General features: G+C 74.5%; 14 protein-coding genes and 2 pseudogenes. 12 read left to right on the top strand and 4 right to left on the bottom strand.

Annotated features, from left to right (window positions below; translation table 11 throughout):
* From WDV06_RS32685 to WDV06_RS32700, 4 genes are all read left to right on the top strand, one after another.
* Positions 1-1,191: aminotransferase-like domain-containing protein (locus tag WDV06_RS32685; RefSeq protein ID WP_395513442.1), on the top strand; the 1,191-nt coding region annotated here is incomplete at its 5' end.
* Between the two features lie 139 nt (positions 1,192-1,330).
* On the top strand, positions 1,331-1,828 hold the full coding sequence (locus WDV06_RS32690; protein WP_395513443.1) for an LAETG motif-containing sortase-dependent surface protein: 498 nt from the start codon (positions 1,331-1,333) through the stop codon (positions 1,826-1,828).
* Positions 1,829-1,836: 8 nt separating this feature from the next.
* Positions 1,837-2,496, top strand: coding sequence for an RNA polymerase sigma factor (locus tag WDV06_RS32695; protein ID WP_395513444.1), 660 nt, complete (start codon positions 1,837-1,839; stop codon positions 2,494-2,496).
* Complete coding sequence (locus WDV06_RS32700) at positions 2,493-3,002, top strand: hypothetical protein (protein ID WP_395513445.1); 510 nt, start codon at positions 2,493-2,495, stop codon at positions 3,000-3,002. Before WDV06_RS32695 ends, WDV06_RS32700 begins: the two co-directional genes overlap by 4 nt.
* A 7-nt stretch (positions 3,003-3,009) precedes the next feature.
* Here WDV06_RS32700 and WDV06_RS32705 read toward each other — a convergent pair whose 3' ends face one another.
* Positions 3,010-4,026, bottom strand: coding sequence for a DUF2278 family protein (locus WDV06_RS32705; protein WP_395513446.1), 1,017 nt, complete (start codon positions 4,024-4,026; stop codon positions 3,010-3,012).
* A 104-nt stretch (positions 4,027-4,130) separates the two neighbouring features.
* Complete coding sequence (locus WDV06_RS32710; protein ID WP_395513447.1) at positions 4,131-4,583, bottom strand: MarR family winged helix-turn-helix transcriptional regulator; 453 nt, start codon at positions 4,581-4,583, stop codon at positions 4,131-4,133.
* Positions 4,584-4,726: 143 nt separating this feature from the next.
* Here WDV06_RS32710 and WDV06_RS32715 point away from each other — a divergent pair, with 143 nt between their 5' ends.
* From WDV06_RS32715 to WDV06_RS32730, 4 genes are all read left to right on the top strand, one after another.
* Positions 4,727-5,947 carry an MFS transporter gene (locus WDV06_RS32715; protein WP_395513448.1) on the top strand — a complete coding sequence of 407 codons (1,221 nt, stop codon included), beginning with the start codon at positions 4,727-4,729 and terminating at the stop codon, positions 5,945-5,947.
* A 44-nt stretch (positions 5,948-5,991) separates the two neighbouring features.
* Positions 5,992-6,435, top strand: coding sequence for a GlcG/HbpS family heme-binding protein (locus tag WDV06_RS32720; RefSeq protein ID WP_395513449.1), 444 nt, complete (start codon positions 5,992-5,994; stop codon positions 6,433-6,435).
* Between the two features lie 86 nt (positions 6,436-6,521).
* Positions 6,522-8,159 (top strand): beta-N-acetylhexosaminidase, encoded by a 1,638-nt coding sequence (locus tag WDV06_RS32725; RefSeq protein WP_395513450.1) that lies wholly within the window; start codon positions 6,522-6,524, stop codon positions 8,157-8,159.
* Positions 8,160-8,324: 165 nt separating this feature from the next.
* A complete protein-coding gene (locus tag WDV06_RS32730; protein ID WP_395513451.1) occupies positions 8,325-8,921 on the top strand; it encodes a hypothetical protein in 597 nt (198 codons plus the stop codon).
* Positions 8,922-8,934: 13 nt separating this feature from the next.
* Here the strand turns inward: WDV06_RS32730 and WDV06_RS32735 are convergent, their stop codons facing one another.
* Positions 8,935-9,750: an endonuclease I family protein gene (locus tag WDV06_RS32735; RefSeq protein WP_395513452.1), complete on the bottom strand. Its 816-nt coding sequence runs from the start codon at positions 9,748-9,750 to the stop codon at positions 8,935-8,937.
* Positions 9,751-9,969: 219 nt separating this feature from the next.
* On the opposite strand from WDV06_RS32735, the gene WDV06_RS32740 reads away from it, so the two are divergent.
* Positions 9,970-10,536: a DJ-1/PfpI family protein gene (locus WDV06_RS32740; protein ID WP_395513453.1), complete on the top strand. Its 567-nt coding sequence runs from the start codon at positions 9,970-9,972 to the stop codon at positions 10,534-10,536.
* A 74-nt stretch (positions 10,537-10,610) separates the two neighbouring features.
* Here the strand turns inward: WDV06_RS32740 and WDV06_RS32745 are convergent, their stop codons facing one another.
* On the bottom strand, positions 10,611-11,423 hold the full coding sequence (locus WDV06_RS32745) for a glutamate ABC transporter substrate-binding protein (protein ID WP_395513454.1): 813 nt from the start codon (positions 11,421-11,423) through the stop codon (positions 10,611-10,613).
* Between the two features lie 221 nt (positions 11,424-11,644).
* On the opposite strand from WDV06_RS32745, the pseudogene WDV06_RS32750 reads away from it, so the two are divergent.
* The 3 genes and pseudogenes from WDV06_RS32750 to WDV06_RS32760 form a co-directional block, all read left to right on the top strand.
* Positions 11,645-12,319, top strand: a pseudogene (locus WDV06_RS32750) (hypothetical protein); the annotation flags it as partial.
* Positions 12,301-12,669: pseudogene (locus WDV06_RS32755) on the top strand (ABC transporter ATP-binding protein); the annotation flags it as partial. The pseudogenes WDV06_RS32750 and WDV06_RS32755, both read left to right, overlap by 19 nt.
* Complete coding sequence (locus WDV06_RS32760) at positions 12,666-13,898, top strand: ABC transporter permease (RefSeq protein WP_395513455.1); 1,233 nt, start codon at positions 12,666-12,668, stop codon at positions 13,896-13,898. The pseudogene WDV06_RS32755 and the gene WDV06_RS32760, both read left to right, overlap by 4 nt.
* The last annotated feature ends 258 nt before the right edge of the window (positions 13,899-14,156 follow it).

Below are 14,156 nucleotides of genomic sequence, written 5' to 3' on the forward strand. Positions count from 1 at the left end.
GCGCGGCCCGCCCCGCCCGGCGCCGCCCCGCACGGCGGGCCGCCGGTGGACGCCCTGCGCGCCGTGCCGCCGGTGGACGCCCTGCGCGCCGTGCCCTGCCGCATCGACCTCTCGCCCGGGGTGCCCGACCTCACCGCCTTCCCCCGCACCGCCTGGCTCCAGGCGGAACGCCGGGTCCTCGCCGGCCTCACCGCCGCCGACTTCGGCTACGGGGACCCGCAGGGCGCACCCGCCCTGCGTGTGGCCGTCGCCGGATGGCTGGCCCGCAACCGGGGGATCCGCGCGGACCCCGGCGAGATCGTCGTGGTGGCCGGGGTGGCCCAGGCCCTCGGACTCCTGTCCGCGGTGCTGCCCGGAGCGGGCGTGCGCCGGGTCGCGGTGGAGGACCCCGGCTCGCTCGGCGCCCGCGGGCAGCTGCGGCACCGCGGGCTGGACACCGTCGGCGTGCCGGTGGACGGGGCGGGGCTGGACGTGGCCGCGCTCCGGGCCAGTGGCGCGGAGGCGGTCCTGCTGACCCCGGCGCACCAGTTCCCGACCGGCGTGGTGCTCGACGGGGAGCGGCGCCGGGACCTGCTGGGCTGGGCGGCGGCCGGGGGACTGGTGCTGGAGGACGACTACGACGCCGAGCACCGCTACGACCGGCCCCCCGTCCCCGCCCTGCGGGCCCTGGCCCCGGAGGCCGTCTGCTACGCGGGCAGCGTGTCCAAACTGCTCGCGCCCGCGCTGCGGCTGGGCTGGCTGCTGGTCCCGCGCCGGCTGCGCGACGAGGTCGTGGACGCCAAGCGCCACGCCGACCTCGGCAACCCGGTCCTCGCCCAGCTCGTCCTGGCCCGGCTGATGGATTCGGGCGAACTGGAGCGCCACCTGCGGTTCGTACGCCGCCACCGCCGGCGCCGGGACGCGATGCTCGGCGCCGTGGCCCGCCACCTGCCCGGCGCCCGGGTGCACGGCGCGGCGGCCGGCCTGCACCTGATGGTCACCTTCGACGGCGCCGGGTTCCCCGACACGGCCCTGGCCGACGCCGCACTGGCCCTCGGCGTCAAGGCCCACCCCCTCTCCTGGCACCGGCTCACCCCCGGCCCGCCGGGCCTGGTCCTCGGCTACGCCGCCGGGACGGCCGGCGAGATCGAGGAGGGGGTGGCCCTGCTGGGCCGGGCCCTGCGCGGGTTCGCCCCGGACCGGCGGCGCTGACCCGCGGGGTGCCGCGGCGACCCGGTCGCGGGCCCGCGAAAAGTTTTCCGGGAACGGCGGCAACCGATCGCGGACTCGCACGTCGTGCGGGGGTGAAGGGCGAAGTTCCGAGCCCTCGACCCGACCGTGGAGATGCACCGTGAAGAACCTGAAGCGCGTTCCCCAGTCCGCCCGCCGGGCGGCCGCCGTCGCTGCCGCCGCGGGGGCGGTCGTCGCCCTCGGCGGGCCGGCCTTCGCCGCGCAGGGCGCCTCCGCCACGCCGGCCCCGGCCGTCACCTCCGCGGCGCCCCGCCCGGTCCCCTCGCAGCCGGCCGACGGACGGCCCACCGCCGTGCCTTCGCACCCCGGCGGCGGCGCCGACCCGAGCGCCGTCCCGACCCGGCCGGGCGGTGGCAGCGGCAGCGGCAACGGCCAGCCGTCCGCCGTGCCCTCGCTGCCGCCGGTCGCCAAGCCCAGCCCGTCCGTGTCGCAGCCCGGCAGCGCGCAGCCGTCCGCCGCGCCCGCCTCCGGCGAGGGCTCGGAGCTCGCGCATACTGGCTCCTCGGCGACCACCGTCGCCCTCGGCGCCGGAGCGGCCGGGCTGGTCGCCGTCGGCGCCGGAGCCCTCTACACCGTGCGGCGCCGCGCCGGCAACTGAGGACACCCGTGCTCGCACTCGCACCCTCCGCCAGCCCCGCCGTGCCCGGATCCCCCCGGGCGTGGCGGGGCCTGTGGCGGTGGCTCACGCGCCGGGAGACCTCCGCCCCGCCGGCCGGCCCGGGCGCACACCCCTACCCGTACACCTACGCCACGGCCGGCCGGGACCCCGGTGACTCGCCCGCGCCGACCGTCAGCGAGCTCTACCACGCCCACCGGCTGTCCATGGTCCGCCTCGCCGTGCTCCTCGTCGACGACCTGGGCACCGCCGAGGACGTGGTCCAGGACGCCTTCACCGCCCTGTACCGCCGGTACGGGGAACAGATCGCGGAGGTGGACAACGCCCTGGGCTACCTGCGCACCGCCGTGGTGAACACCGCGCGCTCCGTGCTGCGCCGCCGCCGCACCGCCCGCGCGTGGACCCCGCCGGTCACGCCCGACGTGCCCTCGGCGGAGGCCTCCGTCGTCCTGGACGAGGCGCACCGCGAGGTCCTGGCGGCCCTGGGGCGGCTGACCCCGCGCCGCCGCCAGGTGCTGGTGCTGCGCTACTGGGCCGACCTCAGCGAGGCGGAGATCGCCGAGACCCTGGGCATCAGCCGGGGCTCGGTGAAATCGAACGCCAGCCGCGCCCTGGACGCGCTGGAACGGATTCTGGAAGGACGGGTATGACCGGCGAACGCCCCGTGGAGCGCCGGCTGCGCCAGGCCCTGGAGGCCCGGGCCGAGGAGGTGACCGTACGCTCGCTGCGCCCGGCCGATCCGCCCGGCCCGCACGTCGCGGCGCCCCGGCTCCGGCTGCGCCGCTCGGCATGGGCCCTCGCGGGCCTGTCCGGGCTGGCGGCGGCCGCCCTGGCCGGGTACCTGGTGCTCGGCCCCGACGAGGCGCCGGTCCGCCCGGCCCCGCCCGCCGCGCCGCCGGAGCTCCCCCCGGTCCCGACGCCGACCCCGAGTGCGCCGTCGAGTCCGTCGCCCTCGGCCGTGCCCTCGGTCCCGCCGTCGCAGAGCCCGGGGCCCCGGGTCACCCCGGCCCCGAGTGCGCCGCCGCCCTCAAGCCGTCCGACCCGTACGACGCCGCCGGCCACGCACGGTCCGGCGCAGGGTTCGGCCGTGCCCTCCGCGGGGTCGGGCGCCGGGCAGCCGACGGCGCTCCCGAGCCCGCCGCCCGCGAAGGGGTAGCGGTGGATCAGAACGTGATCGTCCGGCCCTCGGCGGAGACCTGCCGGGCGGTGTAGGCGACGCCGTGCACCTTGAGGCCCGACGGATCCCAGAGGCTGATGGTGCCGCCGAGATCGCCGAGCCGGAAGCCACCGCCGTCCCCGGCGGCCACGGCCAGCGTGCTGCCCGCCGGGAGCTGCCGGGAGGGCAGGGGGAGCAGGTGCCCCTCCTCGTCGACCAGACACCAGCCGGTGAGGTCCACGGCGGCGGCGGAGGTGTTCAGCAGCGTCACGGTCCCGGCTCCGGCGGCCGGCCCGGCTGCCTTGACCAGGGCGGCGATGATCGTCAGGGGCGCCTCGACGCCGGCGAGCCGGTCCGGGGCGCCGGGGATCGCGTGGCCCGTGACGGGGTCGGTGTGCCACTTCTGGGACTGGAAGGCGAGGAAGACCGCGACCCACCGGTCCTCGGCGGGCAGGTGGAAGAGCATCCCGCCGTCCTGCCAGACCCCGTCCTGGGGCTCGAATCCCTTGCTGTTGCCCTGGTTCATGTGGATCTCGTGCACCCCGTCGGAGGGCTGGAACCCGAACTCCGAGTCGTGTGCGTGGGGCTCGGGGCCGAAGCGGTCCCCGAAGACGTACAGGGCGATCGCGGGGTCCGCGATGGCGCGCTGGACGTAGTGGTCGAACAGGTCGGACAGGTCGTTGTCGACACCGGGCAGGTCCGGGGGCAGCACCCGCATGGCGGCCGGGTCGAAGAGGTTGCCGCGGACGAAGTCGAGGGCCGCGCCGCCGCCGGCCTGGCCGGCCAGGTCCTTCCAGCCGCTGCCCGCCGCCGGGAGCTGCTGGGTGAGCGGATGGCGGAAGTCGTCCACGACCACGTACATCAGCTCGTGCGGAGCGACCTTCGACCGGACGTTGACGGCGGCCCGGTAGTGGGTCCCGGCGTCGTCGCGGAGGTGGACCTCGTAGTGCGGTGAGTCGGTGCCCCCCTCGCGGTGCCTGTCGACGGCACGCGCGGCCAGCACTCCGTACTTCCTCAAGGGCATGCGTCGTCCTCCCACCGCTCGGTTCACCGGACCGCTCCTCACCGTCGCAGCCCGTCCGCGCGCGCCGTAAGCCGCCGACCGGACGAAAAACCCGGCGACAGGCCCTAGGCGCGCAGGTTTTCGACCGCCGTGACCAGCGGCGCCAGCTCCGGGCGGCCGGCCGCCTCGTCCAGCGCCTCGCGCAGGGCGGCGGCGTTCGTGGGGCGGGCCTCCGCCAGCAGGTCCAGCCCGGCCTGGCTGACGTCGGTGTAGATGCCGCGCCGGTCGGTGTCGCACAGGTAGCGGTTGAGCAGGCCCCGGTCCTCCAGCCGGCTGACCAGCCGGGTCGTCGCGCTCTGGCTGAGCACCACCGACTCCGCGACCTGGTGCATCCGCAGGTGGCCGCCCGGCCCGTCGTGCTGGCGGCTGAGCACGTCCAGCAGGGAGTACTCGCGCACGCTCAGTCCGTGGCGCGACTGGAGGGCGCGCTCCAGGTGCGCCTCGATGCGGCCGTGGAGGAGGGAGAGGGCGCACCAGCCCTGGGCGAGGGGGGTCGGTGAAGTGTCCGCAGCCGTCATGGAGCCAAGGATAGACCCCGTGCGAAATATCCCGCGTTTGCAAATATCCCGCGTCTGCAATTAATGTCGACGAACGTAAACGGCGACCGCAACGAAGCTGCGGGTCCGCCCCGCCTCCCCCCACTCCGAAAGGCCGCACGCCCATGCCCCTCGCGCTCCTCGCCCTCGCCATCGGGGCCTTCGGGATCGGCACCACCGAGTTCGTGATCATGGGCCTGCTGCCCGAGGTCGCCTCCGGTTACGGCGTCTCGATCCCGACCGCGGGCCTCCTGGTCACCGGCTACGCCCTCGGCGTCGTCCTCGGCGCCCCCCTGATGACCGTCCTCGGCACCCGCGTCCCCCGCAAGCGCATGCTGATGCTGCTCATGGGCCTGTTCGTCGTCGGCAACGTGCTCTCCGCGCTCGCCCCCGCCTTCGGGGTGATGCTGGCGGGCCGGGTCGTCGCCTCCCTCGCCCACGGCGCCTTCTTCGGGATCGGCGCGGTCGTCGCCGCCGGCCTCGTGGCGCCCGAGCGCAAGGCCGGCGCCATCGCGATGATGTTCACCGGGCTGACCGTGGCCAACGTGGTCGGCGTCCCGCTCGGCACTCTCGTCGGCCAGCACCTCGGCTGGCGCGTCACCTTCCTGATCGTCGCCGCCCTCGGCGTCGTCGGCCTGCTCGGCATCGCCCGCCTGGTCCCCGAGCTGCCCCGTCCCGAAGGCGTACGGATCCGCCACGAACTGGCCGCCTTCCGCAACGTCCAGGTGCTGCTCGCGATGGCCATGACCGTCCTCGGCTTCGGCGGCGTCTTCGCCGCGATCACCTACATCAGTCCGATGCTCACGCACGTCGCCGGCTTCGCCGACACGTCCGTGACCTGGCTGCTCGTCCTCTTCGGCCTCGGAATGGTCGCCGGGAACCTGGTCGGGGGCCGGTTCGCCGACCGGGCGCTGATGCCGATGCTGTACGTGTCCCTCGGCGCCCTGGCCCTGGTCCTGGCCGCCTTCACCCTCACCGCCCACAGCAAGGCGGGCGCCGCCGCCACCGTCGCCCTCATCGGCGCCCTCGGCTTCGCGACCGTGCCGCCGCTGCAGAAGCGGGTCCTCGACCAGGCCTCCGGCGCGCCCACCCTGGCCTCCGCCGTCAACATCGGCGCCTTCAACCTCGGCAACGCCCTCGCCGCCTGGCTCGGCGGCCTGGTCATCAGCGCCGGCCTCGGCTGGACCGCCCCCAACTGGGTCGGCGCCGCCCTCGCGGCCTCCGCCCTCGTCCTCGCCCTCGTCTCCGGAGCGCTGGAGCGCCGTACGGACCGCCGCGCGCCCGACGGCAGCCGTGTCGTCACGGCGGGAACCCCCGCCGCAGCCCCCACCCCCGCCCACCACTGACCCCCTGTCCCCACCCCACCCCCCCTACCGCACCAGGAGCCCCCATGTCCCGCCCCGCCACCCGCGCCGCCGTCTCCCCGCTGACCACCGAGGACGCCGAACTGCTCGTCACCGCCGCCCGCACCGCCGCCGAGGTGGCCGGCGTCGCGGTCAGCGTCACCGTCCTGGACGCCGGCGGCCACCCGCTGGCCTTCCGCCGCGACGACCGGGCCGTGCTGATCTCCGGCGAGACCAGCACCCGCAAGGCCTACACCGCCCTCCAGCTGAACGCCCCCACCGCCGGCCTCGCCGAGGCCGTGCTGCCCGGCGGCCCCTTTCACACCCTGCCCACCGCCCTCGACCGGCCGCTGCTGTTCATCGCGGGCGGCCTCCCGGTACGCCGCGACGGCCACCTCATCGGCGCCGTGGGCATCGGTGGCGGGGCCCCGGAGCAGGACCACGGGTTCGGCGAGGCCGCCCTGGACGCCCTCGACCGCGCCCTCGCCTGAGCCCGCCCGGCCCGGGGCACCCCCTTGCGCCCCGGGTCGCGCGGCCCGGCCCCCCGTGCCAACTTGGTACGGGGGACCGGTGCATCATGCGGCAGACGACCAGAGGGATCCGAAGAGGACGGACCATCGCGACGGCAGCGGCCGCCGCCCTGGTCTCCTTCGCCGTACCGGCGTGCTCCGCCGGGGCCGGGGAGCGCGGCGCCGTCCCCGGCGCCACCGCTCCACAGGGCAGCCCCGCGCCCGCCACCGGGGCCTCGGCCACCCCGACCCCGCCTCCGGCCTCCTCGTACCCGCTGTCCGCCGCCCCGCGCACGGTCCCCTCCGTACGGGAGCACACGCCCGCCCGGGGACCCGGCTGGACACCCGCGCCGGCCGCGCGGGTCCTCGTATCGCCCGCCGACAGCGCCGCCCTCGCCGATGAGGGCCGGCTGCTGGCCGGTGAACTCCACCTCGGGTACGCCGAGTCCGACCAGCCGCGGCCGGGCGACGTGCGACTCGTCCTCGGCACGAAGGACTCCGGCCCGCCCGAGTCGTACACCCTCACCGTCCGGGGCGGCGGGGTCACCGTCACCGGCCCCGACGAGGCGGGCGTCTTCTACGGCACCCGCACCCTCAAACAGGAGATACGCGGCGCCGGTTCGGCCCCCGAGGGCACGGTGAAGGACGCCCCGGCCAAACCGCAGCGCGGGCTCAACCTCGACATCGCCCGCAAGAACTTCACCCCCGGCTGGATCGAGGACCGGCTGCGCGAGATGGCCGACCTCAAACTCAACCAGCTCGGCCTGCACTTCTCCGACGACCAGGCCTTCCGGATCGCGTCGGACAGCCACCCGGAGATCGTCTCCACCCCGCACCTCACCAAGGCCGACGTACGGGAGATCACCGCCCTCGCCGCCCGGCTGCACATCGCGGTCGTCCCCGAGATCGACTCGCCCGGACACCTCGGCGCCGTCCTGCGCGCCCACCCCGAGCTGCAACTGCGCGACGTGGCGGGCCGGGCCGTCAAGGGAGCGGTGGACATATCCGACCCCGCGGCCGCGAAGCTCGTCGACGACCTGCTGCGCGAGTACCTGCCGCTGTTCCCCGCCGGTGCCTGGCACCTGGGCGCCGACGAGTACCAGGCCCTGGTCGTCAAGGACCCGCAGGCCTCCTTCCCGCAGCTCGCGAGCGCCGCCCGGGCCCGCTACGGGGCCACGGCCCGGGTACAGGACCTGGCGACGGGCTGGCTGAACGACCGGGCGGCGGTGGTGCGCCCCTCGGGCAAGGCCCTCAAGGCGTGGAACGACGGGATCTTCAAGGACGGCATCGCCCGGGCCGCCCCGGACATCCAGGCCGAGTACTGGACCGGCAAGGAGCTCGGCGCCCGGCCGCCGGCGGAGTACCTGGCCACGGGCCGCAAGGTGGTCAACCTCAACGACGAGTACCTCTACTACGTCCTCGGCGAGCCCAACCAGTTCACCTACCCCACCGGCAAGCGGATCTACGAGCAGTGGACCCCGCTCGTGCTGCGCGGCACCACCCCCGTCCCGGCCTCGTACGACGCGCAGATCCTCGGCGCCCGCCTGGCCGTCTGGTGCGACCTGGCCGCTTCCCAGACCCCGGCCCAGGTGGCGGCGGGCATCCGGATGCCGCTGGCCGCGCTCTCCCAGAAGGTGTGGGACCCCCGGCCGCCGCAGGCTCCCTGGGCCGAGTTCCGGTCCCTGGCCGCACGCCTGGGCCCCTGACCGGCGACCGCCGAGCGGTCACCGGCGTCCGCCGCGCGGGGCGGAGGTCCGTACTCCGCAACAGCCGGATCCCGGCCCGGTGACGAATCGCGTCCGCCCGTCGCCCCGGCCGGATCCCGCGGGCTACGGTGCGGCGACGCGGGAGTCCGGGAGAGGGAGAAGACCATGAGAGCGGTACGGGGGCAGGCGGCCATGGCCGTCCTCGCGGTGTGCGGCGTACTGGCGCTCACCGCCTGTCAGAACGGCGAGGACCCGGCGGCGCCGGACGCGAAGCCCAGCGCGGCCGCGCCGCCCCCGCCCACCGCCGCTCCCACGGCCGCCGTGCCCGCGCCCTCGAAGACCGGCGCGGCGCCCAAGCCCTCGGCGACCGCCACCCCGGCGGGGAAGAATCCCCCCGCCCCGGGCCCGCCGCCCGCGCCGACCTGCGGCGCCGACGGCAGGATGCCGGTCTCGCCCGACACGATCGCCGTGCACCGCTACACGCCCGAAGGCGGTATGACCAGCCTCGTCGTCCAGCACGGCACGTACGGCTGCCCCGGGCGCTTCGAACCGGCGGGCCCGTGGACGTACATCCCGATCGCGGAGACCGCCAAGATCACCGCGACGGCGCCGATCCTCCCCTCGACGGTGACGGGCAAGCCCATCTCCACCGACGAGCTGACCTCGTGGCTGGACACCCACCCGGACAAGGGCCTGCCCTTCCGGTACCACCTGAACGCGGCGGGGGTCATCGACACCCTCGACGAGATCTACGTCACGTAGCCCGTCGGAGCCGCTACCAGATGGAGTTGACCCACTCCGGGTGGTCGATGAACGGGTTGCGGTTGTGCTGGTACGTGTCGAAGATGACCTGGTTGCGCCGCTTCTCGAAGGCGTCCGGCGGGTCCATCTGGTTCCACTGCTTCAGCAGGCTGATCCTGCCGAAGAGCGGGGCCGTGCCGTTGTTGACCCTGTCGTTCATCTCCAGGTCCGGGAAGCCGTCCCCGCCCTCGTAGCGCACGGCCATGTAGAGCAGCATGCGCGCGACGTCGCCCTTGACCGCGTCGCGCGGCTCGAAGGAGTCGGCGTCGGTGTAGCTGCCGGGGGCCTCGGCGACCGGGCTGCCGCCCATGTCGAAGTCCTTGTTGCCGCGGGTGCTGTTGACCGTGACGTCCTCGGGACGCAGGTGGTGCAGGTCGGTGCCCGGGCCGGTGACGGTGCCGAAGTCACCGTGGCTCTTGGCCCAGACGTGCTCGCGGTTCCAGTCGTTGACGCCGCCGCCGTTGGAGTTCTTGGACTGGGAGCGGCCCGAGTACACCAGGATGACGTTGTTCGGGTTGGCGGGGTCCTGGTCGGTGACCTTCAGCGCGTTCCACACGCCGTCGTACGTCACCGTGGACTGGTTCTTGATGATGTCGTGCAGCGCCGACTTCAGGGCGGCGCCGGTCTTGCCGGCGGCGGGCGCGTAGTAGTCGTCGACGGTGGTCGCGGCGGCCGCGGCGCGGGGAGTCGCCGCCGTCCGCTGGGGGCCCGCCGTGGCGGTGGCCGGTATGAGGAACAGCGCGGCGGCCGCGAGGCCGGCGGCCCAGGGGGCCGTACGGGAGATTCTCATGACGTGGGGGAACCTTCTTCACAAGCACCGCCCCCGCCCTGGCAGTTGGCGGGGTGTCAGGTGGCAGAGCGAGGCTCACATTGTCATGTATCGAACAGGTTAAAACCATGTGTCGGGCGGGCTCGCCGAGGGGTTTGCCGCCGGGCGGCCATGGGCACGGTAGGCGATGCCCCCGGACGGCCCCCACCAGGCCGTCGACAGCGCCCCCTGGAGCAGCCCATGGCAGTGAAGATCCTCATCGTGACCGGTGACGCGGCGGAGTCCCTGGAGGTCCTCTACCCCTACCAGCGGCTCCAGGAGGAGGGGTACGAGGTCCACATCGCGGCCCCCTCGCGCAAGAAGCTGCGGTTCGTCGTGCACGACTTCGAGGAGGGCTTCGACACCTACACCGAGAAGCCGGGCTACACCTGGCCCGCCGACATCGCCTTCGCCGAGGTGGTCCCCGAGGAGTACGCGGCGGTGGTCGTGCCGGGCGGGCGCGCCCCCGAGTACCTGCGCAACGACCCCGAGGTGCGCCGGATCCTCGCCGCCTTCGCGGGGGCCGACAAGCCCATCGCCCAGATCTGCCACGGCCCGCTGATCACCGCCGCGAGCGGCTCGCTCGGCGGCCGCCGGGTGACGGCCTATCCGGCGCTGGAGCCCGACATGCGTGCCGCCGGGGCCGAGTTCCAGGACTCCGAGGCCGTGGTCGACGGCACCCTGGTCTCCGCCCGCGCCTGGCCCGACCACTCCGCCTGGATGCGGGAGTTCCTCACGGTGCTGCGCGCCAAGGCACCGCTGTCCTAGCGGCGTACGGGCACGGCCGAGGGCCCCCGCCGGATCCGGCGGGGCCCTCGGTGCGCGGCTGCGGGACGGCGGCGTCAGCTGCCGGTCGTGACGCGCGGGGCCGGTTCGTACTTGTAGTTCGCCTGGCCGAAGTTCTTCTTCACGGCCGCTTCCCAGGAGCCGTCCGAGACCATCTTGGTGAGCGCCGCGTTGATCTTCTTCTGGAGCGCGGAGTCGCCCTTCTTGATGCCGATGCCGTAGTTCTCGTTGCTCAGGTTCAGCCCGACCAGCTTGAACTTGCCCTCGTTGCCCTTCCGCGCCGAGTACCCGGCGAGGATGGAGTTGTCGGTGGTCATGGCGTCGACCAGGTTGTCCTGGAGGGCGACCAGGCACTCCGAGTACCCGCCGAGCTCCAGCACGCTCGCCTTCGGGGCCAGGTTCTTGCGCACGTTCTCGGCGGAGGTGGAGCCGGTCACCGAGCACAGCCGCTTGGTGTTGAGGTCCTCGGCCTTGGTGATCGTGTTGTCGTCGGAGCGGACCAGCAGGTCCTGGTGGGCGACGAAGTAGGGGCCGGCGAAGTCGACCTTCTCGCGGCGCTTGTCGTTGATCGTGTAGCTGGCCGCGACGAACTTGACCTCGTTGTACTGGATCAGCAGTTCCCGGTCGTTGCTGTAGACCTGCTTGAACTCGATCTCGTCCGCCTTGTAGCCGAGCTCCTTGGCGACGTACGTGGCCACGTCGACGTCGAAACCGGTGAACGTGCCGTCGGGCTCGCGCATGCCGATGCCCGGCTGGTCGAACTTGATGCCGACCGAGATTGGCTCCTTCTTGGCTTCACCACCACAGCCGGAGGCGGTGGCGGCGAGGGCGATCACTGCGGCGACCGCACCGGCCTTGGGAACCTTCATGTGCTGCTCTTTCCTCGGGAACGCGGATCCGCGGGGGGACTGTCGCGGGAAATGTGGGGGGACGTGCGGAACCGCGGGGGTGCGAGGGCACGTGTATGAGGAAGCTAGGAAGGCGACGGGCGCAGCGTCACTACATCTGAGGAAAACTTGAGGATAACGATCCGGTTCCGCCGGAGATCCTGTGGTGACGGCGTTCCGGAACGAAAGAAGGGGGCTGGTGGATGGCGACGGGCGGGACGACCGGTGCGGCGCGGGTCGAGGGGAACACCCTGCTGCTGGGCGACGGGGTGCGTATCAGGTTCATCCGGACATTGCGCCTTCCCGAGTCGGGGACGCACGCACTCCCGCCGGGGTTGGGGGAGTTCCCGCTGCGCCGCGTCGAGGACTACCCGGACACCGTCCCCGCGGAGTGGCGGGCCAAGGGCGGCGTGATGCTGCCGGTGTACCTGCGCGAGGCGATGTGGCTGGCCTTCGGCGGGTCGACGGAGCCGGCGGCGCTCCAGGTCGGGGTCGGCAAGGTGTGCGCCGTCTCGGGCAGGCCGTGGACGGGCCGCCTGGAGCGCGACCCGCAGAACTACGTCGTGCTGCCCCGCCAGCCCTGGCTCGACGGGATCAACTCCGGCGACGGGACGGTGCGCCAGTTCGTCGCCGTACCGCTCGGCCTGGGCGCCACCGTCGAGGGGCAGGTCACCGGTGAGGAGACCACGGGCGGGGTACAGCTCCAGGCGTTCCCGCTGGAGCCCGCCGCCCTGGCCGCGTGGCGCGACGCGAACCGCCCGCTGCGGCCGGGCCCCCGGTTCGGCGGTGCGCCGTCCGGCGCCCCCGCGGGCTACGGCGGTCCGCCGCCCGCCCCGATGGCGATGGCCGCGCCCGGTGCCGCGCCCGCCGCGCCCGCCGCGCGGCGGCCGCGCTGGAACGGGTGGGTCTCGGCGACCGGATGGAACACCGGCCGCACGAGCTGTCGGGCGGGCAGAAGCAGCGCGTGGCCATCGCCCGGGCGGTGGCCGGTGCACCCGACCTGCTGCTCGCGGACGAGCCCACGGGCGCGCTGGACACGGCCTCCGGCCGGTCGGTGATGGAACTGCTCCACGAACTGCACCGGGACGGGGCCACCATCGCCGTGATCACGCACGACCAGGAGATCGCGGCGAGCCTGCCACGGTCCGTCCGGATCCGCGACGGGGAGATCGTCTCCGACACGCGGCACGGTGCCCTCCGGCCGGAGTCCCCGGAGGAGCCGTCATGAACCGTCAGGCACCGGCACAGGCACCGCCCCAGGCGCCGGCCCGGCTCCGGCCGCACCGCCTCGGCCCCCGGGACGTCCTGCACGTCGGCTCGGCCGGGCTCCGGTCGCGCCCGGTGCGGGTGTTCCTCTCCGCCCTCGGTATCGCGATCGGCATCGCGACGATGGTCGCGGTGGTCGGCGTCTCCTCCTCCAGCCGGGCCGAGCTGCTGCGGGAGCTGCAGAAGCTGGGCACGAACATGCTGGTCGTCACGCCCGGCCAGTCCATGTTCGCGGGCCAGGACACGAAGCTGCCCAAGGAGGCGCCCGGCATGGTCTCCCGGATCGAGGGGGTGTGGTCGGTGGGGACGACGGGGGACGTACCGGAGTCGGTCCGCCGCTCCGAGAAGATCCCCGGGGAGGAGACCGGCGGCATCGCCGTGAAGGCGGTCAAGGACGACCTGCCGGGGGTGCTGCGGGCCCGCATGCGTTCCGGTACGTGGCTCAACGACGCCACCTCCCGCTACCCCTCGGTGGTGCTGGGGCACGTCACGGCGGAACGGCTCGGCATCGGCGGCCCGGGCGGCCAGGTCTTCATCGGCGGCCGGTACTTCACCGTCATCGGTGTCCTCGACCCGGTCCCGCTCGCGCCCGAGATCGAACGCTCGGCACTGATCGGCTGGCAGGCGGCCGAGGACCTGCTCGGCTTCGACGGCCACCCCACGGCCGTGTACGAGCGCTCCTCGGACGAGCGCGTCGCACAGGTACGCGCGCTGATCGCGCGGACCGCCAACCCGCAGAGCCCGACTGCGGTGTCGGTGACCGACCCCTCCGCCGCCCTGCAGGCCAAGGCCGCCACCGAGGGTGCGTTCAGTACGCTTCTCCTCGGCCTGGGCGGGATCGCCCTGCTCGTCGGCGGGGTCGGAGTCGCCAACACGATGATCATCTCGGTGCTGGAGCGCCGCCACGAGATCGGCCTGCGCCGCTCGCTGGGAGCGACCAGGGGCCAGATCCGCATCCAGTTCGTGACGGAATCCCTGCTGCTGTCCGGGCTCGGCGGGTTGGCGGGCATCGCCCTGGGGGCGGCGGCGACCGGGGTGTACGCCCGCACCGGCGACCTCCCCTGGGTGGTCCCCCTCTGGGCGGTCACCGGCGGCTTCGGGGCCACCCTGGCCATCGGCACCCTGGCCGGCCTCTACCCGGCGGTCCGGGCGGCCCGGCTCTCGCCGACCCTGGCCCTCCAGGCGGCGTAGCGGGCCGGCCGCCACGGAGCACGCCCCGCCGGCCGGGCCGGCGGGGCGGCGCCGGGACGGGCTCAGCCCATCAGCAGCAGCCGGGTGTTCGGCACCAGTTTCCGGTTCACGCTGGTGCTCTGCACGAAAATCGTGAAATCGTCGTTGTGGTCGGGGGGGGGGGGGGGGGGGGGGGGGGGGCGGCGGGGGGCGGGGGGGGGGGGGGGGGGGGGGGGGGGGGGGGGGGGGGGGGGGGGGGGGGGGGGGGGGGGGGGGGGG

Origin of the sequence: Streptomyces racemochromogenes (genome assembly GCF_044129415.1) — a bacterium.
In the GTDB taxonomy this organism is placed as follows: domain Bacteria; phylum Actinomycetota; class Actinomycetes; order Streptomycetales; family Streptomycetaceae; genus Streptomyces; species Streptomyces racemochromogenes_A.

Excerpts from the sequence above, each read along its gene's own strand:
- WDV06_RS32700 (WP_395513445.1), top strand. The coding sequence starts at position 2,493 with ATGACCGGCGAACGCCCCGTGGAGCGCCGGCTGCGCCAGGCCCTGGAG.
- WDV06_RS32705 (WP_395513446.1), bottom strand. The coding sequence starts at position 4,026 with ATGCCCTTGAGGAAGTACGGAGTGCTGGCCGCGCGTGCCGTCGACAGG.
- WDV06_RS32710 (WP_395513447.1), bottom strand. The coding sequence starts at position 4,583 with ATGACGGCTGCGGACACTTCACCGACCCCCCTCGCCCAGGGCTGGTGC.
- WDV06_RS32715 (WP_395513448.1), top strand. The coding sequence starts at position 4,727 with ATGCCCCTCGCGCTCCTCGCCCTCGCCATCGGGGCCTTCGGGATCGGC.
- WDV06_RS32720 (WP_395513449.1), top strand. The coding sequence starts at position 5,992 with ATGTCCCGCCCCGCCACCCGCGCCGCCGTCTCCCCGCTGACCACCGAG.
- WDV06_RS32725 (WP_395513450.1), top strand. The coding sequence starts at position 6,522 with ATGCGGCAGACGACCAGAGGGATCCGAAGAGGACGGACCATCGCGACG.
- WDV06_RS32730 (WP_395513451.1), top strand. The coding sequence starts at position 8,325 with ATGAGAGCGGTACGGGGGCAGGCGGCCATGGCCGTCCTCGCGGTGTGC.
- WDV06_RS32735 (WP_395513452.1), bottom strand. The coding sequence starts at position 9,750 with ATGAGAATCTCCCGTACGGCCCCCTGGGCCGCCGGCCTCGCGGCCGCC.
- WDV06_RS32740 (WP_395513453.1), top strand. The coding sequence starts at position 9,970 with ATGGCAGTGAAGATCCTCATCGTGACCGGTGACGCGGCGGAGTCCCTG.
- WDV06_RS32745 (WP_395513454.1), bottom strand. The coding sequence starts at position 11,423 with ATGAAGGTTCCCAAGGCCGGTGCGGTCGCCGCAGTGATCGCCCTCGCC.
- WDV06_RS32760 (WP_395513455.1), top strand. The coding sequence starts at position 12,666 with ATGAACCGTCAGGCACCGGCACAGGCACCGCCCCAGGCGCCGGCCCGG.